This window comes from Lysinibacillus sp. NPDC056220 (assembly GCF_049315265.1).
GTDB lineage: Bacteria > Bacillota > Bacilli > Bacillales_A > Planococcaceae > Lysinibacillus > Lysinibacillus pinottii.
Genome location: NZ_JBMOXD010000001.1, coordinates 582,548 through 602,260, shown reverse-complemented (window position 1 = coordinate 602,260; position 19,713 = coordinate 582,548). Strand labels below are relative to the sequence as shown.

The 19,713-nt window shown below is 36.8% G+C and carries 22 protein-coding genes; 16 read left to right on the top strand and 6 right to left on the bottom strand.

The features are described from left to right. The first annotated feature begins 319 nt into the window (after window positions 1-319). The 7 genes from cyoE to ACOZBY_RS02915 all read left to right on the top strand — a co-directional run bounded on the left by cyoE (window position 320) and on the right by ACOZBY_RS02915 (window position 6,928). Window positions 320-1,237 (top strand): heme o synthase, encoded by a 918-nt coding sequence (gene cyoE / locus ACOZBY_RS02945; RefSeq protein ID WP_012293124.1) that lies wholly within the window; start codon window positions 320-322, stop codon window positions 1,235-1,237. Between the two features lie 100 nt (window positions 1,238-1,337). Next, window positions 1,338-2,426: a cytochrome c oxidase subunit II gene (coxB, locus tag ACOZBY_RS02940; protein WP_031418894.1), complete on the top strand. Its 1,089-nt coding sequence runs from the start codon at window positions 1,338-1,340 to the stop codon at window positions 2,424-2,426. Between the two features lie 40 nt (window positions 2,427-2,466). Next, window positions 2,467-4,350 carry a cytochrome c oxidase subunit I gene (gene ctaD / locus ACOZBY_RS02935; RefSeq protein WP_012293125.1) on the top strand — a complete coding sequence of 628 codons (1,884 nt, stop codon included), beginning with the start codon at window positions 2,467-2,469 and terminating at the stop codon, window positions 4,348-4,350. After that, on the top strand, window positions 4,350-4,976 hold the full coding sequence (locus ACOZBY_RS02930) for a cytochrome c oxidase subunit 3 (protein ID WP_008173951.1): 627 nt from the start codon (window positions 4,350-4,352) through the stop codon (window positions 4,974-4,976). The genes ctaD and ACOZBY_RS02930 overlap by 1 nt, the downstream gene beginning before the upstream one ends. Further along, window positions 4,976-5,320, top strand: a complete 345-nt coding sequence (locus ACOZBY_RS02925; RefSeq protein ID WP_012293127.1) for a cytochrome C oxidase subunit IV family protein — start codon at window positions 4,976-4,978, stop codon at window positions 5,318-5,320. Before ACOZBY_RS02930 ends, ACOZBY_RS02925 begins: the two co-directional genes overlap by 1 nt. Before the next feature lie 182 nt (window positions 5,321-5,502). Continuing rightward, window positions 5,503-6,426, top strand: a complete 924-nt coding sequence (gene ctaG / locus ACOZBY_RS02920) for a cytochrome c oxidase assembly factor CtaG (RefSeq protein ID WP_012293128.1) — start codon at window positions 5,503-5,505, stop codon at window positions 6,424-6,426. A 40-nt stretch (window positions 6,427-6,466) separates the two neighbouring features. Beyond that, window positions 6,467-6,928, top strand: a complete 462-nt coding sequence (locus ACOZBY_RS02915; RefSeq protein WP_012293129.1) for a DUF420 domain-containing protein — start codon at window positions 6,467-6,469, stop codon at window positions 6,926-6,928. A 15-nt stretch (window positions 6,929-6,943) separates the two neighbouring features. On the opposite strand, the gene ytvI is transcribed toward ACOZBY_RS02915, so the two are convergent. Both ytvI and ACOZBY_RS02905 read right to left on the bottom strand, forming a co-directional pair. Next, window positions 6,944-8,005 carry a sporulation integral membrane protein YtvI gene (gene ytvI / locus ACOZBY_RS02910; RefSeq protein ID WP_080717426.1) on the bottom strand — a complete coding sequence of 354 codons (1,062 nt, stop codon included), beginning with the start codon at window positions 8,003-8,005 and terminating at the stop codon, window positions 6,944-6,946. A gap of 149 nt (window positions 8,006-8,154) precedes the next feature. After that, on the bottom strand, window positions 8,155-8,556 hold the full coding sequence (locus ACOZBY_RS02905; protein WP_012293131.1) for a YugN family protein: 402 nt from the start codon (window positions 8,554-8,556) through the stop codon (window positions 8,155-8,157). A 146-nt stretch (window positions 8,557-8,702) separates the two neighbouring features. Between ACOZBY_RS02905 and ACOZBY_RS02900 the strand changes: the two genes are divergently transcribed. Further along, window positions 8,703-9,842, top strand: coding sequence for a CAP domain-containing protein (locus ACOZBY_RS02900; RefSeq protein WP_012293132.1), 1,140 nt, complete (start codon window positions 8,703-8,705; stop codon window positions 9,840-9,842). Window positions 9,843-9,990: 148 nt separating this feature from the next. Next, window positions 9,991-11,460: a UDP-N-acetylmuramoyl-L-alanyl-D-glutamate--2,6-diaminopimelate ligase gene (locus ACOZBY_RS02895; protein WP_031418899.1), complete on the top strand. Its 1,470-nt coding sequence runs from the start codon at window positions 9,991-9,993 to the stop codon at window positions 11,458-11,460. Here ACOZBY_RS02895 and ACOZBY_RS02890 read toward each other — a convergent pair. After that, window positions 11,444-11,938, bottom strand: a complete 495-nt coding sequence (locus ACOZBY_RS02890; protein WP_031418900.1) for a PaaI family thioesterase — start codon at window positions 11,936-11,938, stop codon at window positions 11,444-11,446. The two genes, ACOZBY_RS02895 and ACOZBY_RS02890, sit on opposite strands and share 17 nt — an antisense overlap. A gap of 91 nt (window positions 11,939-12,029) precedes the next feature. On the opposite strand from ACOZBY_RS02890, the gene ACOZBY_RS02885 reads away from it, so the two are divergent. Both ACOZBY_RS02885 and ACOZBY_RS02880 read left to right on the top strand, forming a co-directional pair. After that, complete coding sequence (locus ACOZBY_RS02885; RefSeq protein WP_031418901.1) at window positions 12,030-12,476, top strand: YlbF family regulator; 447 nt, start codon at window positions 12,030-12,032, stop codon at window positions 12,474-12,476. A gap of 270 nt (window positions 12,477-12,746) precedes the next feature. After that, window positions 12,747-12,881, top strand: coding sequence for a hypothetical protein (locus ACOZBY_RS02880; protein ID WP_268890059.1), 135 nt, complete (start codon window positions 12,747-12,749; stop codon window positions 12,879-12,881). Between the two features lie 129 nt (window positions 12,882-13,010). On the opposite strand, the gene ACOZBY_RS02875 is transcribed toward ACOZBY_RS02880, so the two are convergent. Next, window positions 13,011-13,919, bottom strand: coding sequence for a glycerophosphodiester phosphodiesterase (locus tag ACOZBY_RS02875; protein WP_012293136.1), 909 nt, complete (start codon window positions 13,917-13,919; stop codon window positions 13,011-13,013). Between the two features lie 375 nt (window positions 13,920-14,294). Between ACOZBY_RS02875 and ACOZBY_RS02870 the strand changes: the two genes are divergently transcribed. Next, window positions 14,295-14,567: a YlbG family protein gene (locus ACOZBY_RS02870; protein WP_031418902.1), complete on the top strand. Its 273-nt coding sequence runs from the start codon at window positions 14,295-14,297 to the stop codon at window positions 14,565-14,567. Window positions 14,568-14,569: 2 nt separating this feature from the next. Here the strand turns inward: ACOZBY_RS02870 and ACOZBY_RS02865 are convergent, their stop codons facing one another. Then, window positions 14,570-14,959: a DUF7147 family protein gene (locus tag ACOZBY_RS02865; RefSeq protein ID WP_422761453.1), complete on the bottom strand. Its 390-nt coding sequence runs from the start codon at window positions 14,957-14,959 to the stop codon at window positions 14,570-14,572. 56 nt (window positions 14,960-15,015) lie between these two features. On the opposite strand from ACOZBY_RS02865, the gene ACOZBY_RS02860 reads away from it, so the two are divergent. The 3 genes from ACOZBY_RS02860 (at window position 15,016) to coaD (ending at window position 17,568) form a co-directional block, all read left to right on the top strand. Further along, window positions 15,016-16,437, top strand: coding sequence for a hypothetical protein (locus ACOZBY_RS02860; RefSeq protein ID WP_036214899.1), 1,422 nt, complete (start codon window positions 15,016-15,018; stop codon window positions 16,435-16,437). Window positions 16,438-16,508: 71 nt separating this feature from the next. Continuing rightward, window positions 16,509-17,075, top strand: a complete 567-nt coding sequence (gene rsmD / locus ACOZBY_RS02855; protein ID WP_031418904.1) for a 16S rRNA (guanine(966)-N(2))-methyltransferase RsmD — start codon at window positions 16,509-16,511, stop codon at window positions 17,073-17,075. 1 nt (window position 17,076) lies between these two features. Further along, on the top strand, window positions 17,077-17,568 hold the full coding sequence (gene coaD / locus ACOZBY_RS02850) for a pantetheine-phosphate adenylyltransferase (protein WP_012293141.1): 492 nt from the start codon (window positions 17,077-17,079) through the stop codon (window positions 17,566-17,568). 61 nt (window positions 17,569-17,629) lie between these two features. Here the strand turns inward: coaD and ACOZBY_RS02845 are convergent, their stop codons facing one another. Then, window positions 17,630-18,529, bottom strand: a complete 900-nt coding sequence (locus ACOZBY_RS02845; RefSeq protein WP_230584349.1) for a hypothetical protein — start codon at window positions 18,527-18,529, stop codon at window positions 17,630-17,632. Between the two features lie 118 nt (window positions 18,530-18,647). On the opposite strand from ACOZBY_RS02845, the gene ACOZBY_RS02840 reads away from it, so the two are divergent. After that, window positions 18,648-19,694 carry a SepM family pheromone-processing serine protease gene (locus ACOZBY_RS02840; RefSeq protein WP_031418908.1) on the top strand — a complete coding sequence of 349 codons (1,047 nt, stop codon included), beginning with the start codon at window positions 18,648-18,650 and terminating at the stop codon, window positions 19,692-19,694. The last annotated feature ends 19 nt before the right edge of the window (window positions 19,695-19,713 follow it).

Below are 19,713 nucleotides of genomic sequence, written 5' to 3'. Positions count from 1 at the left end.
TTATCTATCAACATTACAAGAACGTAATGTTTCTGCTACTAGATAATATCGAAAATACGTTTAAAAAACAACTTGTAAAGGGAAGGGAGTACTAGATGTCGATTCCATTTCACAAATTGTTCATAATTTCGTGCTTTAACCTTCACAATTCATTTTAGAAAATGATTTACTATAGATATGTTGTTTTTAATTATATTTCTAGACAAAACTAATTTTTACAACTTCATCTAAATTTCACTTAATGTCTAGAAATCAATCGCAAATTTCGCTATAGTTATTGTTAGCGGAATATGCTTACAAAAATGAAAGGAGAGGTAGTATGTCAAACGGTCGTACGCTGGCGGCTACTAGAAATACTGGTCCAGAAACAACATCAGTTGTAAAAGATTTCTTAGCACTAATAAAAATTGGCATTGTAAACTCGAATCTTGTCACAACGTTTACAGGGATGTGGCTGGCTTTTCAATTTACTAGTAGACACTTCTTGCAAGAACTGGATGTCATCTTATTCACCATGCTGGGTGCGGCATTAATCATTGGTGGCTCAGGTGCAATGAATAACTTTATTGATCAAGATATAGATCCGATCATGAAAAGAACGAAGGCAAGACCGACAGTGACTGGCAGATTCAAGCCAAATTTTGTATTGACCATTGCCCTCTCATTTTTAATTGTAGGTGAAATTTTGTTATTTGCGGCATCGTTTGCAGCCGGCATGTGGGGACTAGCAGGAATATTTGCTTATGTCGTTCTGTATTCAATGTGGTCAAAGAGAAAGCATGTTAGTAACACGGTTGTAGGAAGCATTTCAGGGGCTATTCCTCCTATTATTGGATTCGCAGCAGTTGAGCCTGCTTTAGGTCCAGGAGCACTTGCCTTATTTCTAATTATGTTTGCATGGCAACCACCACATTTCTACGCGCTTGCTATGAAACGTACAGAGGAATATCGTGCAGCTAAAATACCAATGCTACCAGTTGTAAAGGGATTTAAACGTACAAAGTACTCAATGTTATTCTGGATTCTTTTATTATTACCGTTACCTTTCCTTTTACCGGAGCTTGGAATTGGCTTTTTAACTCTTGCTACTGCATTGAACTTGGGTTGGTTAATACTAGCTCTGAAAGGCTTTACAGCAAAAGATGATATGAAATGGGCAAACAGAATGTTTATTTATTCATTGAATCATATGACCATACTATTTGTATCCATCATAATATTTGCGGTGTTTAGCTAAATTTAGGAATTCTTTCTTTTTTAAAAGAATTCATATAGACAGAACTAATGTCCTATGTACACATGAAAATACAACAAAGAAAGAGGGGTTTAATTAAGCTATGATGAAAGGGCTTAAAAAATGGCGTCTTTTTTCACTTCTAGCAGTGATGATGGTTTTCCTTTCAGGTTGTGGTGAAGATTATCTTTCTACACTAAAACCATCTGGAGAAGTAGGTAAACAACAATTAAATTTATTACTGTTAACTACTGTAATTATGACGCTAGTAGTGGTAATAGTATCCGTTATTTATTTACTTGCATTCCTGAAATACCGTCGTTCACGCGTTGGTGAAAATGTTATCCCTAAGCAAGTAGAGGGTAGTCATACGTTAGAAGTGATTTGGACAGTTATACCAATTATTCTATTATTAATTATCGCTGTACCAGTTGTTACAACTACTTATAAATTTGCAGATGTTGCTGCAATGGATGAGGTAGATGAAGAGGGGAACAAAACTGCCCTAACAATCAATGTAACAGCAAAATTGTACTGGTGGGAGTTCGAATATCCTAACCAAGGTATTATAACGGCTCAAGAGCTAGTAGTACCAACAGGTGAAAAAGTTTACTTTAATTTAAAAGCTGCCGATGTTAAGCACTCATTCTGGATTCCTGCTGTAGGCGGTAAAATGGATACAAACGTAGAAAACTTAAACAAATTCTATTTAGTATTTGATAAAGAATCTAAAGACCTAAAAGATGGCGTATTTTATGGTAAATGTGCTGAATTATGTGGACCTTCACATGCTTTAATGGACTTTAAAGTAAAAGCTTTAAGCCCAGATGCATTTGACGCATGGGTTGATGCAATGAAAGCAACAGAAGGACAGACTGCTGACAAAGCATCATCAGATCTTGGCGAAGCAACTTTTGCTAACAGCTGCTTAGGCTGTCATGCTATCTCTGGTTCAGGAGCAGGCGGTACACCAGGTCCAAACTTAACTACGTTTGGTGACCGTAACCGTGTTGCTGGTTTCTTAGAACACAATGAAGAAAACTTAAAAGCTTGGATTAAAAACCCTGAGGAATTTAAACCAGGTAACTTGATGATGAATGCTGATGGTACTGCACCTATATACGGCAATTTATCTGACGAAGAAATTGAAGCTCTTGCAACTTATATCATGGGCTTATCAGTTGAAAAATAATTTCCGTTCTATGTAACAAATTTTGAGGGAGGTAAAAGTTGTGAGCTCATACACACAGAAAAAGGGCTTTGGAGCAACTGTCTGGGATTACATTACTACTGTTGACCATAAAAAGTTAGCAGTTATGTATTTATTAGCCGGTACATTGTTCTTCGCTATCGCTGGTTTTGAAGCGTTATTAATGCGTATTCAGTTAATGAAACCAAATAACGATTTCGTGTCAGCTGGTTTTTTCAATGAATTATTAACAATGCACGGAACAACGATGTTATTCCTAGCTGCTACTCCATTACTATTCGCATTTATGAACATGCTTGTACCATTACAAATTGGTGCACGTGACGTTGCATTCCCGTTCCTTAACTCATTAGGGTTCTGGTTATTCTTCCTAGGTGCAGTATTCCTTCACCTGTCATTCTTTATGGGTGGCGCTCCTGATGCGGGCTGGACTTCTTATGCATCACTATCTTTATATTCTCCAGGGCATGGTATTGACTTCTATGTACTTGGTTTACAGATTTCAGGTGCAGGTACGTTAATTTCGGGTCTTAACTTTATCGTTACGATTATCACGATGCGTGCTCCTGGTATGACATTCATGCGTATGCCATTATTCACATGGACAGCTCTTGTATCAAGTGCATTAATTTTATTCGCATTCCCTCCATTAACAATTGGTTTATTAATGATGTTATTTGACCGTATGTTCGGTGGTAACTTCTTTGACCATACAATGGGTGGTAACACAGTTATTTGGGAACACTTATTCTGGATCTTCGGACACCCAGAAGTATATATCTTAGTATTACCTGCGTTCGGATTATTCTCTGAGATTATCCCAGCGTTCTCTCGTAAACGTTTATTCGGATACTCTTCAATGGTATTCGCAACAATTTTAATCGGTTTCTTAGGGTTCATGGTTTGGGCCCACCATATGTTTACAGTTGGTCTTGGACCAACAGCAAACGCTATCTTCGCCGTTGCAACAATGGCAATTGCCGTTCCAACAGGTATGAAGGTATTCAACTGGATCCTAACGATTTGGGGTGGATCTATTAAAGTTACAACACCAATGCTTTATGCACTTGGTTTCATTCCGTCATTCGTTGCGGGTGGTGTTACAGGGGTAATGCAAGCATCTGCACCTCTTGACTACCAATTACATGATTCTTACTTTATCGTAGCTCACTTCCACTACGTAATCGTTGGTGGTATCGTTACTGCATTATTTGGTTCAGCACATTTCTACTGGCCAATTTTCTTCAACCGTATGTTAAACGAAACGCTTGGTAAAATTACTTTCTGGATATTCTTTATCGGATTCCATTTAACGTTCTTCGTTCAACACTTCCTTGGTTTAATGGGTATGCCACGTCGTGTATTCACTTACATGGAAGGTCAAGGTTGGGATCAATTCAACTATATCTCTACAATCGGTGCATTAATGATGGGTGTAGGGGTTATCTTAATGGTAATCAACTGCTTAATGTCTATCAAAGGCAAACCAGCAGGTCGCGATCCATGGGGCGATGGACGTACATTAGAATGGTCAATTCCACAACCAATTCCATTCTACAACTTCCGTCAAACACCTCTTGTTCGTGGTTTAGATCCATGGTGGATTGAAAAACAAGAAGGTAACAAAGAAGTTACATTTGCTGAGCCACTAGGCGATATTCATATGCCAAATAACTCAGCGATTCCATTCGTTATTTCATTAGGTATGTTTATTGCAGCATTCGGTGCACTTTATAATCCTGATGCAGATAAACCTTGGTCAATTTATGTTTTAATTGCAGGTCTTGCAATTACATTTGGCGCAATGATTGTCCGCTCTGTTAAAGATGATCACGGCTTCCATTTACACAAAGAAGAAATTCTTGAAATTGAAGAACAACTTTATGGCAAAGGGGGAAATAAATAATGGATTTCAATACTAAATTTACTCCTCATACTTGGCCAGATCATCCTGAACAAGCAACGCTGGAAGGTAAAAACAAAGTCGTTGGTTTCTGGATTTTCCTTGCCTGTGAAGTTGTACTTTTCGCAAGTTTATTCGCTACTTATTTAGCGCTTAAGAACAAAGGGCCAGCTGGCATGGAGTTCACAACTCAAGGTTTATTTGAATTACCATTAGCATTTGCTATGACGATGTTACTTTTAACATCTTCACTAACATCTGTTTATGCAATTTACCATATGCGTAACTTTAACTTTAAAGGAATGCAAACTTGGTTAGCAATTACTTTAGCTTTAGGTCTTGGTTTCTTAGCTCTTGAAATTTATGAGTTCCAACACTATGTACATCTTGGTTTTACATTTAACCAGTCTGCATTCGCAACTGCGTTCTATTCTTTAGTTGGTACACATGGTTTCCACGTAACTTTAGGACTTGTATGGATCGCAACTTTAATGATTCGTAATGCTAAGCGTGGTTTAAACTTATACAATGCACCTAAATTCTTCGTAGCTGCTTTATATTGGCACTTTATCGACGTTGTTTGGGTATTCATCTTTACAGTAGTTTACTTGATGGGAGTGATCGGATAATGTCTTCACACGATACACCTATAGTTGCTAAATCACAGGCACAATATGAGTATGATCGTCATCATAATGCCGTTCATATGCGTAAACAAGTACTCAACTTTGCGATTATGATTTTCTTTACTTTTATCGCTTTCGCAGTAGTTGCAGCTGATTTTTCTAAATACTTAATTATGCCATTCGTTTTATTATTAGCGGGTGTTCAAGTTGTACTTCAACTGTATTCTTTCATGCACTTAGAAGACAAAAAAACACACTTCGGTGGCGTTATTGGTTTCTTCATGTGGATGGGGATTTTAATTGCATTTACATTCTTCTTAGCATTCTTAACAATTATTTGGTGGTAATCACCAAAAAAAGCACGTTCGTTACTTTGTACGAACGTGCTTTTTTTATTTTAAATTTTAGTGATAGATGCAAAAAGAAGCAAACACTGGCAATCTTAACATTTGTTCACCTTTCGTTCATTGCAGTATAGCTGTAAGCGTTTTATAATAGGAGTACTGAAGTTTAAAGGAGTGCGTTCTATATGCCACTTAGTATATTTGGTTTCCAAGCATTATGGAGCCCATATTTAATAGGGGTTCTTGTTTTTATAACAATCATCTATTTTTTAGTCACAGTAAAGTGGCGTCAGGATTTTAAAGAAAGTGAACCTTTAAAAAAGGGACAAGCAATCTATTTCGTATTAGCCATGATTACCATTTATATCATTAAAGGATCTCCAGTTGATTTAATGGCTCATATTATGTTTACAATGCATATGGTTCAAATGGCTATTTTATTATTACTAGTACCGATTTTCTTAATTAAAGGAATACCTTGGTGGGTTTGGAAGGTTGCCATTGAAGCACCTGTTGTTAGAACTATATTTAAAGTATTAACACTACCAGTTGTTGCCGTGTTTGTGTTTATTGGTCTATTTTCCTTCTATCATTTACCAGATGTATTAGATTATATTAAATTAAATGAAACGCTACATGGTACCTATACATTTGTCTTATTCCTATCTGCTGTATTTATGTACTGGCCTTTAATTCAAAATATCCCAGGTAGAGCTCAAATGAAGCCCTTGCATAAATTAGGCTATATTATTGCAAATGCCGTTTTAATTACTCCTGCCTGCGGATTAATCATATTTGCGCCTAATGCCATGTATGAAACGTATACGAATGGTGAAGCTTGGTTAAAGGCAATGGAGCTCTGTGTTCCAGCTTCTACGTTATCGGGGCTATCATTATCAGGACCTGAGTTATTTACAGACATGAAACCTGTTGCTGACCAGCAGTTAGGTGGCGTACTAATGAAAATCATACAAGAGCTTATTTTTGGTGTATTACTTGGTGCCATCTTTACAAAATGGTATCGTGCTGAACAAAAGGATCCAGATAAAATTACAGCTGATGCATTAGCAGCCCATCAAAAAAAGTGGGAAAGTCAACAGCAACATTAATTATAAAATAGAAATTTACTTTGTATAAGGGGTTTTGATAATGGAATTGCAAATTTTGCCTACTATTAGTACATCGTTTATCGTCATTAGTGCCGTACTAGTAGCAATAGGATGGGGCTTAATTATAAAAAGAAATGTAGAAGGGCATAAAAAGGTAATGCTTGCTGCAGGTGTTGCTGCTCTTATCTTCTTTATTATTTATGCTTCACGTACGGTGTTTATTGGAAATACTGCCTTTGGTGGTGGAGAACATTTAAAACCATATTATACGTTCTTCTTGATATTCCATATTATTTTAGCAACATCTGGTGCCGTGTTTGGGATAGTTAGTATTATTTCAGGTCTTAAAACAAACCTAAAATTACACCGTCGTATCGGACCAATTACAAGTATTATTTGGTTCTTCGTCGCTATAACAGGTGTCCTTGTTTATTTATTATTGTATGTTTTATTTGAACCAGGCGAAACAACATCCGTTATTAAAGCTATTTTAGGCTTATAATAAAAATCTCCCACCTCATTTTTCTATAGGTGGGAGGTTTTTTGTCGTTGGCTGAAGTAATGAGAGTACCACTACAAAAAGTAATGGACCAATTAAAATACCTAAAAATCCAAAAATTTTGAATCCAATAAACATGGCAATAAAAGTTGAAAGAGAAGAAAGTCCAATTTTATCACCTATTATTTTAGGCTCAATCATACGACGAACTAAAAATTGACCTACTGTTAATACAATTAATACAACGGCATAAAGATAGTCGCCAGCAAAAACTTGATAGATTGCCCAAGGGACTAATAAAATAAAGGAGTCTAGAAAAGGAATAAAGTCCAAGACGACAAGCAGCAATGCTAACAATAGAGGGAATGGCGTTTTAAGAAAATAAAAGGCAGCGATAGCTAAAGCAAAAATGCCTAATCCTACTAGCAATTGTGCTTTCAAAAATCCAAATAAGGCTAGTTTTACTCGTTGCCCAATAAATACAATTTTCTGATGGTAATGGAAAGGGATGGGCATTAATATTTTTTGATTGATGGTTGGCAATTCCAAAAGTAACATATATAAGACGATCCAATAGACAAAAATATCAAATAATCGTGTAGGGATATACGTTAATAAGGCTGACCAGACATCGATGTTTGTTAAAGAGAGTGCAAAATTTTCAGTGGAAACTAAAGCTCTTGCAATCATATATTGAATTTGTGAAACTAGCTCTACAGGTAAATGGTAGGTATGGTTACTCAATTTAGATTGCATTTGAATCCATAGTGCAGAAAGTTGATTCAGATAATCTGGAATATGAATTATAAAAGATGAAAATTGTTTCCAGCTTATATAAATAATAAGCGTACATAATAATAAAGATATACTTAAAAAAAATATAAAAAAGATCGAGACCACTATTTTACGCTTTTTTCGAAAACGTTTGCTCATCCGAACTATAATAGGTTCTAAAAGTAAGGCGGTTAAGTAGGCAAGTAAGATCGGCAATGATATTGAAATGAACCAGAGAAGAAAGACCCCAATTGCGATAACGATTATGGGATGACGAAAAAAAGGACGATTAAAAAAGGACAACATTTTTCTCACCTACATCTTCTTATAGATATAGGTAGTATGAGAAGAAATCAAATTTTTACTCAAAATAAAAAAGACTGGGCTACCAGTCTTTTCGTAACAATGAAGCTATTTAATGCGATACTTGCTATCACTTTTTCAGTTAATAAAGATTAGCGTGCGTTAACAGGTTCAAAGTTATTTTTATTTGTAGGCTCGATTGAGAATTGATCTAATTCTAATTTAACCTTTTTTAAGATTTCTTCACATTTTTTCACTAGGTGTGCTGGGTAAACTTCATCATCCCCATATTCAACACCATGTGGATAATAGTACTTACCAAGTGCTGGCTTCATTAAAGTAAGGATGGCATCGTGAGCACCAACATCACCAGAAATGGCATATGCGAAAACGCGTAGGTAATAGCGACCTTCACGAGTATCGAAACGTTTATCGAATGTCATACGTTCATAATCCCAACCGCCATCACATTCTAAACCATGTTTTTTCATAATGCTGACAAGTAGCTCTTGATCAGCTGTTAAATTTTCAAGGTTAGTATTTTCAAAATACATGTATAATCCTCCTTTAGGTTCTCGTACAAAGTATACGCTCATTTTTATAATAGAGCATATTCGACATTGTTGCAATGACAACATTGTGTCAACCCAATTACAATTGATATAATAACTTACAATAATGGTGATGAAAGGAGTCCTATATGAAAGCTTTATTCCGCATATTAATGATTTGTGGTGCGATAGCATTAATCGGCTTTATGTTTTTTAACACCCCTAAGGAAAATGAACCACTAGAAGGCCCGAATACCAATTCTAATATAATCCCTCAAACAGAACTAAAACAGCCTGATATAGGAGCAATGACACGTCCACAAACGGGTATTTCAACATTAATAGGGAAAGGCACACAAACCGTTTTGGAACAATATGGGGTACCAGGAAGAAAGGAACCCTCCTCGTTTGGGTATGAATGGTGGGTCTATAATAAAGATATTTCTACCTTTTTTATGATTGGCGTTGAAAATAACGTTGTCACACAAGTTTACATAGCAGGGCAAGATATCAATGCTTTCCCTTTTAAAGTAGGACAAAAACGCGATGAAATTTATCGCATGACGATTATTGATTATGAGGTAGCCGCCAATGTTGGTGATAATATTTACATATTCTCGATGAATGAAGAAGATATGCAAACAAGATTACTGGTCAAATTTGATGGACTCTATGCTCAGCTTTATATTGACCGAGAAACAAGTGAGTTACAGGGGATCCGATATACCGATAGTGAAACACTTGTCCTTCACCAGCCATATGAAATGAGTTATCAAGGAGAGCTTGTTAGACGTACACCGCCTTCTTCATTTTTACAGCAAGAAATTGATAGGGCGAATGCCAAACAGCTCGATGATTTACTAAATGTAACGAGAAAGCATCATGGGTTGCTGCCTGTAGAAATGAATGAATCATTGGAAAATACAGCGAGAATGCATAGCGAAGATATGAAGGTACAAAATTTTTTATCACATGAATCCCCCACTTATGGAGATCTTAAAAAGAGGTTACAAGCACAGAACATTGACTATAGCGATGCTAATGAAAATCTAGCAACTGCCTATTTTGATGCGATTGAGGCAATGCATGGCTGGACAAATTCACCAGAACATCGAAAAGTTCTTCTAAATGATAAATATTCACAAGTTGGTTCAGGCGTTTTCGTTGATTATTATACACAAATTTATCTAGAACCTGCTTCACAGAAGGTGGATCATGAGGAGTCAAATAATGAAGACACTGAAAGTGAGGAACCTGTAGAGGAAGAGAATAAGGACCAATCACCATAAAATAATAAATTTACATGAAGACAAGCCTTCGCTGAATGGACTTGTCTTCATTTTTTTGTGCTTGTTAGTGCTCCGATTGGCTTCAACATTTTTCGTCACACCGTTACAAAGGCCGTCATATGATAGAGAACTGAAAGGGGGAAGAGGCTTGCAATTAGCAGAGTTATTGAAAGACTGGCCATGTAGCGTGACGGGAGGTTCAATTCGAACAGAAATTACAGGCGTAGAGGATTATGCACAGGCCGTACAACCTGGCGACATTTTTATAGTACGAAAAGGCAAAAAAACTTCAGGAAGTCGTTTTGTCAAAGAAGCATTGGCCCGTGGAGCAGCCGCAATTGTCTCCGAGGAAAGTATTTCTTTACCCATTATTGATAAAGAAATTCCTTTTGTATGGGTTCCTAATACAGCCTTATTTCTATCGTATGCAAGTGCAAAGCTAGCGGCTTTTCCGGCAGAAGCATTAAGTGTTATTGCAATAACGGGGACAAATGGGAAGACCACAGTGAGTCACTTTGTCAGTCAACTTTTAAACGCTCTACATAAAAAAGCAGCGGTTATAGGAACGATTGGGTTTTATCTTGATGGCGAAAAGCAACAAACATCTTATGAGCAGCTTACCACATTGCAGGCTAAAGAATTACATCCGATATTAAAACAATGTGTACGCAAAGGTGTCTCACATGTAGTGTTAGAAGCATCTTCAATGGGATTACAGCAACATAGACTTGATCATTGTGATATTGATTGTGGAGTGTTTTTAAACTTATCAGAAGATCATTTAGAAGATCATGGGGGATTAGAAGCCTATAAACGTGCGAAAAAAAGATTAGCTGACTTATCTAAAAAGTTAGTATTAAACGGCGATGATAACTTTTGCCGTTCTGTTGGAATTTATGATAAGAAAAAATCCTGCTCATTTGGCTTTGATAATCACAATGATTTACATATCCAAATTGTCAGTGAAACAGTTGGCAAAACAGTGCTTTGCTTACAAACATCTGCGAGTGAGCATATTGTAGAAATCCCATTTGTAGGGAAGTATCATGTGCAAAATACGGTTGCAGCATTGATGGCAGTATGGCGCTTAGGAATTCCAATAGATGATATAATCGAACATATGTGGTCCTTAAAGCTTCCAGAAGGTAGGCTCGAGAAGATCGATAACCCAGTTGGAATTGATGTTTATGTAGATTATGCTCATACTGCTGAAGCGCTCCAAGCGGTGTTACAAACCTTCGATCGTTCGAAAACGATTTATCTTGTCTTTAGTTGTGGAGGAAATCGAGATAAAGCGAAACGCTTTGCTATGGGCGCTGTAGCAAGCAAATATGCAGACGTTATCTATTTAACAACAGATAATCCTCGAGATGAAGATCCAATCATAATTAATGAAAGTATTATTGCTGGTTTTACAGAGCAACAATACTATGAAATTTATTTAGACCGTAAAGTGGCAATCCATCAAGCGTTAGCGAAGGCAAAAAAAGGGGACATTGTCCTTGTTGCCGGAAAAGGGCATGAACAAACACAGCAAATTAAAAATCAAAAATTCCCTTTTTCCGATCAACAGTGTATCAAAGACTATTTTACAGGTTTACTTACCGACGCTGAATAACAAAGAATGATCCCGTAGCAATGGCTAGCTTGCGCCCTGTCTCATCTTCAATATCGCATTCCATTACAAGTGTTTGCCGCCCTTTATGAACAAAACGACCACGCGCAATTAATTCTTTATTCGTTGTTGTGGCAATATATGTGACATTCATATTTGTAGTTACTACATTAAATCCTTCTGGTACAGAACGGGAAGCAAGTCCACCCATTGCCGCATCGGCTATAGTCGCAATAATGCCGCCGTGTGGCACCTTTATCGTGTTATGAATAACTGGTGTAATGGGAATACGAACCTCACTGACTTCAGGCTCAAACTTGCCAACCATGTGTAAGGCAGCGTTAATAAAGCGACGATGAATGCCTTGCTGTTTTTCTCGGAGCCCGGTTAAAAGATGTAAAAGAACTTCTTCATCTTCCTCCGTACTATCTTGTAAAATTGCCCCTAATAATAGATCGATTTTTTCTTTGGGTGTTGTCATCAATTGGAAAAACCTCTTTCATTAATAATCTCATTAATGTAAAATTACCATAAAATCTGTTATGATGGGAAAGAGATTGGGGGAATTAAAAATGATGATGACCTCTGACTGGGTATTCATTTTAGATGAGGCGGAAGCGCTTTGTGAGATGATTCTTTCCTCAGAACCTGCGATGGCGCTCCGACAAGCGTATGATGCCGTTTATAGTGATACACAAATTGTAGAAGCTATTTACGCGTTTAATCGCATGAAAGAACAGTACGAAGATGTACAACGTTTCGGAAAATATCATCCGGACTACCATACAATTATGAAGTCGATTCGCCAACAGAAGAGGGCGCTTGACTTAAATGAAAAGGTTTCTGCCTTAAAAATTGCTGAAAACGATTTTCAGGACTTGCTTGATGAGATTAGCCTACTTGTAGGGAAAACAGTCTCTGAAGCGGTAAAAGTTCCTGTAAGCAATCCATTCTTTGCATCTGGTTCATCTTGCGGAGGAGGATGTGGCTCGGGCGGTTCATGCTCATGCTCAGCGTAAATGAAGATGTGTTAAAACACATCTCTACTAGACTGTACACAACTCGAAGTAAAACTGAGTTTGTTTACAGTCTTTTTCTATACAATTATGGCAGGAGGCAATATACATGAAAAACATAGGATTGCAGTCGTACCAGAAGATGGTATATGAAAAGAGGTAGTACCAGCAGTTATAGATGCACATGCACTTAATATGGGGGATCTATTAGATGGTCACTTTCAATACGAGTGGACATCTTTCCAGGGGCATTATCACTTAGAGAGGACTAATATGAAACCTGAAAATGGGATAGAGATTTTAGAGTCATATGACCAAATTTTCTTATGGGCAGTGGGCATGCCGCAATTAGTGCCAGACCATATATTCTTAAGAGGGCTACTGAACGGATGCGGTATTACAACATGAAGAATCAGTCTATCAATGAAAGACATTACTTAATATAACAAAAGCCATCGTGTATCTCGATGGCTTTTATCAATAGTAAGAAGGAAGGCGTTTATTTAAAATATTAGCTTTCCATAGGATAATTCCTTGTTAAGACTCTTGAGTTTGCAATAATTCTACGGCTATATCAGGACGATCCGTAATAATCCCTTTAGCGCCGTTAGTAATTAATTTTTTCATCGTCTCTATGTCATTGATTGTCCAATAGTGAACTGGAATGTTGAGATTATTTAAAAACTGAATAAATTTTGGAGAATCTAAAGCGATAACCCCTGATTTAGGAGGAATTTGGAACACATCTACTTTTGGATGATATAAATGTCCGAATTGACTGGAGAAGGAAGCAAATGCTTTTCTTACATCTGATTCACCTGCACCAAGCGCCACCTGATTTTGAGCATATAAGTTAAAACGATCTATTTGCTCACCATAAAAACTTGTTACAACAACACGATCCTCTGCGCCAAGTTCTTCAATTAAACGCCAGAGCTTAGAAGGCATTAGACTTCCTTCATAAGTTTCAGGGGCATCTTTAATATCGATATTGATTAACATATGTGGGTACGTCTCAAGTAACTCACGTAATGTTACTACTTGTAATTTATCCTCACGATAAGGGAAGGCTCCATCCAAATCTTCAAATTGATAGCCGTGGTTTAAGGCATTGATTTCTGCCAATGTCATATCAGCTATAAGACCGTAGCCATCTGTTGTTCGTTCAACTGTATCATCGTGGAAAACAATAATTTCTTCGTCTTTTGTTAATCGTACGTCTATTTCAAATCCATCAACGCCTAGCTGAGCTGCTTTGTCAAAGGCGATCATAGTATGTTCGGGTGCTAAATGAGCTCCGCCTCGGTGTGCAAGAATGATTGTGCGATCAAACTGTAATGCTTGTTTACCTTCACGTTGCTGTGGTTTAGAAATAGCTTTACTACCCGCCCAAGCTGCCGCACTTGCAGCTGCGATTGCAATTGCTATTTTAGTTTTCTTCCCCATATTCGTCCTCCTTAACAATTTTTTTCTAAAGTAATGGTGAATTCATTGTTTCAATGACTAGCTCCCAACGTTCGTCCAAGAGCTTTATAAAAAACTAGTAAGTAGTTAAGGGAATGATGATTTTTTCATGTCGACTTCTACCTTCATCCGTGATGAAAGAATGAGGCATAAACATCTCATCCTTCAGTAAAATATACATTCCATGGAAAAAATAATCATGTAAGCTATTTAAAACAACTGATTCGAATTTCTACGATGCTAACGTAGTATGCTTTTCCATTATAACGGAAAATCGAGCGTTCTGTCAGCTAAACTCTGTTGCTATCATTTTCTGGTCTATGGTATGCTTTTAGGTAAGAAATGAGGGAATCCATTATGAACGAACGACAAGGGCTAATCGTTTACGTCCATCAATTAAAACATGCGAAGTCTCTTCGGAAATATGGTCATGTTCTTTATATTTCTAGAAGACAAAAATATGTAGTGCTGTATTGTGATCGTGAGGACATTGAAATGTTGACAACAAAACTACAACGCCTTCCATTTGTGAAAGACGTTGTGGAATCTTACCGTCCATTTGTGAAAACTGAATACGAAAATGCAAAGCCGGATAAAGCCAAGGAATATGACTATAAAGTAGGTCTATAATATTAGGCTAATGCTGGTATATAGTTATTTAGTCTTAATATGCCGATTAAGTATTGATAAAATAGTTTTGATTCCGAAAATATAGATGAGTGCTTTATTTCTACAACAACTGCTTTTCGGTCTAGTTGTTCTATTTGTGCTTCAAACATTTTTTGTCGCTTAGTTGGTTGTTCATCATGATAAGGGATGCCTTCGCGACAAATATATATTGGCATGAATTTACTTTCACCCACTGGTTTGAGGGCAACGGCTAAGGAGATTACCTTTTTATCTTCTTTTGTAGATGTTAGTATAAAGGCCTGATGAAAGCGTTCCTGATTGGTTTTAATAATTTCAAGTAGCTCGTATACATCACCATAGCCTTCTCCTAATTCTATAAATTGTTGTGGCATAATAATTGCACATCCTTTCCAATACTCATAGTATCATGCTGCGGGAGGTCAAGCACATGAAATTTGCATTAAGCTTTTTTTCTATTTTAGTACTTATTATTTCAGGAACGTTATTTTTCCAGTATCATGCATACTCATCTGATTTAGAAACCGGCATAGGGGATTTTCATTACTCGCAGGAAATTGAGATTGTTTATCGTGAAAATAGCTTAGATATTCGCCAACATTTTAAAAATTTGCCAAATCAAAAGGTGAAAATAAAATGGCCTGAAAAGGCAACAAATCCTAGTTGCTTTATCGAGAATGAAAAAAGCTGTGATCGATTATCAGATGAGGTCTCTTATTTTGCAAAAGGGGAGACAAAATCACAATCTGTGTCATACATAATTCCGATTGAGGGTGGCTTGAAAAATAAGATGCTCCTTCAAGACGTTTTTGCTACACTAATTAATGGTGAAGCGTCCTATTCAATTGTTCATATTTCTACAGATAGTAAAATTAATGGACAATGGATTACAGGTTTGCCATTAGTAGGTCAACAACAGCTATCACTTGTTAACTATACGATGTTTAGAGGCAACGGAACTGTTCATGATCTTTATTGGCAAGCAGGAAAACTCAAAGTACAAGAACAAACGCCTGTATTATCAATCTATGCACAACAGGCTGTTCCGAATGATTTCCTAAAATCTTTAGAGAGTTTACAGTTTTTAAATGATGAACATATCGCGATTATTCAAGAGAAAAGTCCTGTCCCGGTTCATGATGAAAGGTTGTTATTTTTACCAACACTTACAGCTCAAGCTGTTGAACAGGAAGTCATTTTGTCCCAAATAAAATCGCAATATACATTTGTGGACTCCCCAGAATGGTTGCTAGAAGTTGTGGCATCCTATTTAGTGAATGATTCAATTGGTGGAGACAAAGCAAAGAAAATTGTGAAGACATTGAATGATTATATGACAGATAGTCAACAGCAGAGTTGGCAAGATAAGTTGAAAAAACTTGGAGATGACCCTATTTCTCCAAACACTATGGATGAGTATTTATCGCAAGTGTTAGATGCTAAGACATCATACTTTACGTTAAATGCAGCACAGAAAAACGGAACATATCCGTTATTATTTGAGGATTCTCGAGATGTATATGTGAATGATGTGTTGAAGGAAGACGTTCATGTTATTCTATATGAAGGACAAGCGTTATATACGGCAGATACGTTATTACCTTATCTTGGTTATACAGTCGGAGAAGGAAAGAACGGCTATTATGTAAATAGCGAGCATCGCACATTCCGATTCCCTAAAGAACCTGGATTTTATGTATTCAATCAGCGAAGATATTCAACAATTTCAGAGCCAATTATTAAAATTGCTAATCAATATTATGTGGAAGAAGCTTGGTTACAACGTTTATTCTTAGTTGAATTACAAAAGAAAGAGGAACGTATTCAAGTATTAACACAAGAGCAACAATAAATTTTGCAGCGGAGGGCTTTCCTTTCGCTGCAAAAATACTTTATATGGATGAAAGTACGGTGATAGCTTATATGAGAGTTGTAGCAGGAGAGCGTAAAGGAATGCCGCTAAAGGCGATAGCTGGGAATACGACGAGGCCTACAACTGATAAAGTGAAGGAATCGATTTTTAATATTATTGGTCCTTTTTTTGATGGAGGTACTGCACTTGATTTGTTTGCAGGAAGCGGCGGTTTAGGTATTGAATCGCTAAGTCGTGGTGTAGAGCGTGCTATTTTTATTGAAAAAGATGCAAAAGCCTTTCAGGTGCTGCAAGAAAATATAAAAAAATGCCGTTACGAAGAGCATACTGAGCTGTTTCGCATTGATGCAAAGCGTGCTGTGAAAGCGCTATTAAAGCGTGATATTACGTTTTCATTAGTTTTTTTAGATCCACCTTATCATCAAAAGGAATACTATGACTTAGTACAATTACTCGTTGATAATGAAAAAATTCAACAAAATGGTATTATTTTATGTGAACATGCAAAAGAAGTAACATTGCCTCAAAGTTTTGGTGAGTTTGTTTTAAAAAGACAAGAAGCATATGGCGGAACAATTATTTCTGTTTATCGCTGTACAGAGGAAGAGGGAGAATAAGTTGTCAGAGAAAATTGCTGTAGTTCCTGGAAGTTTTGACCCTGTGACATTTGGCCATTTAGATATTATTAAACGTGCAGCCGATGTGTTCGATATCGTCTATGTCGCCGTATTAAACAATTCAGCAAAAAATCCGTTGTTTTCTGTAGAGGAGCGTATGGCTTTAATGGCTGAAGTAACAAAAGCGTTACCTAATGTTCGGATAGAAAGTTCTTCAGGTCTTCTCATAGACTATGCTAAAGAAAAAAAAGCCAAGGCCATTGTACGTGGCTTACGAGCAGTTTCAGATTTTGAATATGAAATGCAAATTACTTCTATGAACCGTTTTCTTGATGAAACCATCGAAACATTTTTCATTATGACGAAGAATCAATACTCATTCCTAAGTTCCAGTATTGTAAAAGAGGTTGCGAAATATGGAAGTGATGTAAATGAGCTAGTTCCAGATTGTGTTGTACAAGCTTTAAAAGAAAAATATGGTTTTTCCCAATAGTGGTTGAAGAGGATGTCGGTAATATACGCTGAACATCCTCTTTTTTATCTGTGAAAACTAATTATTTCAGAAAAAATAGAGCATAAATAGTTGGTACAATGATTATGCTAAGGAGGCGGAATTTTAGATAAGGTCTCACAGAAAGTTTGGCGGATTTAGCAATCACAAAAATTTGTAAATGAATACTTATACTTTGCATCGTTAACAAAATGACGACTAGTAAAGTAGTATACGGAAAATCTGGGAAGGCAGTGACAGTCATTTTAAGACCATTTGTCACTTCTAGAATAGCTGCTAAGGAAAGTTCAATTGTATAAGGCAGCTTTGGTATTAATTGATCTAAGCCCTGTTGCACAATAGTCTGGATGGTTGTGAAAAAGATAATAGTTGTGCCCACTAGTAAAATTGTTGGGGCAGTTTCTTTAATACTTTCTGAAAAGGGAGCCGTATAAAGTGTAGTGTTGTGAACAGATATGGTAGGTGAATCCGTTTTGCGGTATAAAAAGTAACCAGTTACTAAGCAACAAATATTAAACGTATGTAGTAAACATAAAAATAACCATCCAAACGTATTACTGTGTAGTAAATCAAGACTTACAAAACCTAACACGAATAATGGACTTGGTGCATGACAAACAGCTAGTAGAAAATTTGCTTCTTTAGGATGTAACTGACCGCTGTTTTTTAAATAAACAATAGTGGTTGCTCCAGTTGGATAGCCCCCAAGTGCGCTAATAATATAGGCTTGTACGTATAAGGAAGCTCTCTTTGTTTTCGTACGCATAGGCGCTGTTAAACGCAAAAGCCATTGTGTTAATACCAAATAGGGTAGTAAATACGGAAATAACGCCTCCATGAAAAGAGATAAGCCTAAATCAGTACCACTATGAGCGGTTTGTGGGAATAACAAGAGTAAGAGAATTAGAATTACGCAGAGCGCTATTTGAATTGTAGCAAACATGTTATCATCTCGTTTCAACTTTTTGTCATTCACATAGGCAAATGCTAAAATTAATATATGTGAGAAAGGCAAAAACATGAACGTATGGTTTTGCAAGCGTCCTAGGAGGTGTATTCAAGTGAAGAAAAAAATTGGCATTTATGCGGTGGTAATAGTCGTGATTTGTTCTATGATGTTATACCGACTAGACGCGTATATTATGAAACCTGGTAGTGCCTATGATGTCAGTAAATTTGTTACAGTCGATAGCAAGGAGCCAGATAGTTTAGGGTCTATGAGTCTCATGACGGTTGCCATGCAGCAAGCCACACCGTTTTCATATTTATGGGCTAAAACTCAAAAATATCAAAAACTCATGGATATTGAACAAGTCCGAAATCCATTAGAGGATGATGAGGAATATAATGTTCGACAGTTGAAATTAATGTCAGATTCACAATTTAATGCAAAATATGTAGCTTTCCAAAGAGCTGGATTAGAGACAAAAATTCATTTTAACGGTGTTTTTATCTTAAATGTATTAGATGGTGGTGCTTCAGACGGCATCTTAAAAGCTGGTGATGAAATAATTGAAGTGGATGGTCACAAAATAACTAATCAGCAAATGCTTGTAGAGCTTTTACAGCCTAAACAGCTTGGGGATCAAGTAACGATTCAATTTATACGACAAGAAGAACAGCAAAAGGCAACGGTTACATTGAAGGAAATTCCAAATGCGCAAGAACATAGAGCGGGTTTAGGGATTTCTTATACAGAAAGCAAATCAATTGAAACCAATCCACAAGTAACAATGAAAACAGAGGATATTGGTGGTCCATCTGCAGGATTGATGTTTACACTTGAAATATTAGACCAACTTCTGGATGAGGATTTAACGAAAGGTTATGCCATTGCAGGTACAGGAGAAATGCTAGTGGATGGATCCGTTGGTCGAATTGGGGGGATTGACTATAAGGTCATAGCGGCTGATCGTGATGGTATGGAAATCTTTTTTGCCCCCGATGATGAAATTTCTACAGAAATGAAGGCAAAATATCCAGATTTAGAGTCGAATTATACAACTGCTGTAAAAACAGCGAAGGAGATTGGGACAAAGATGAAAATTGTACCTGTGAAAAATGTAGATGATGCCATAAAATATTTAAAGCAGCTGCAACCAAAATAAAGACGATAAAGGGATGCTA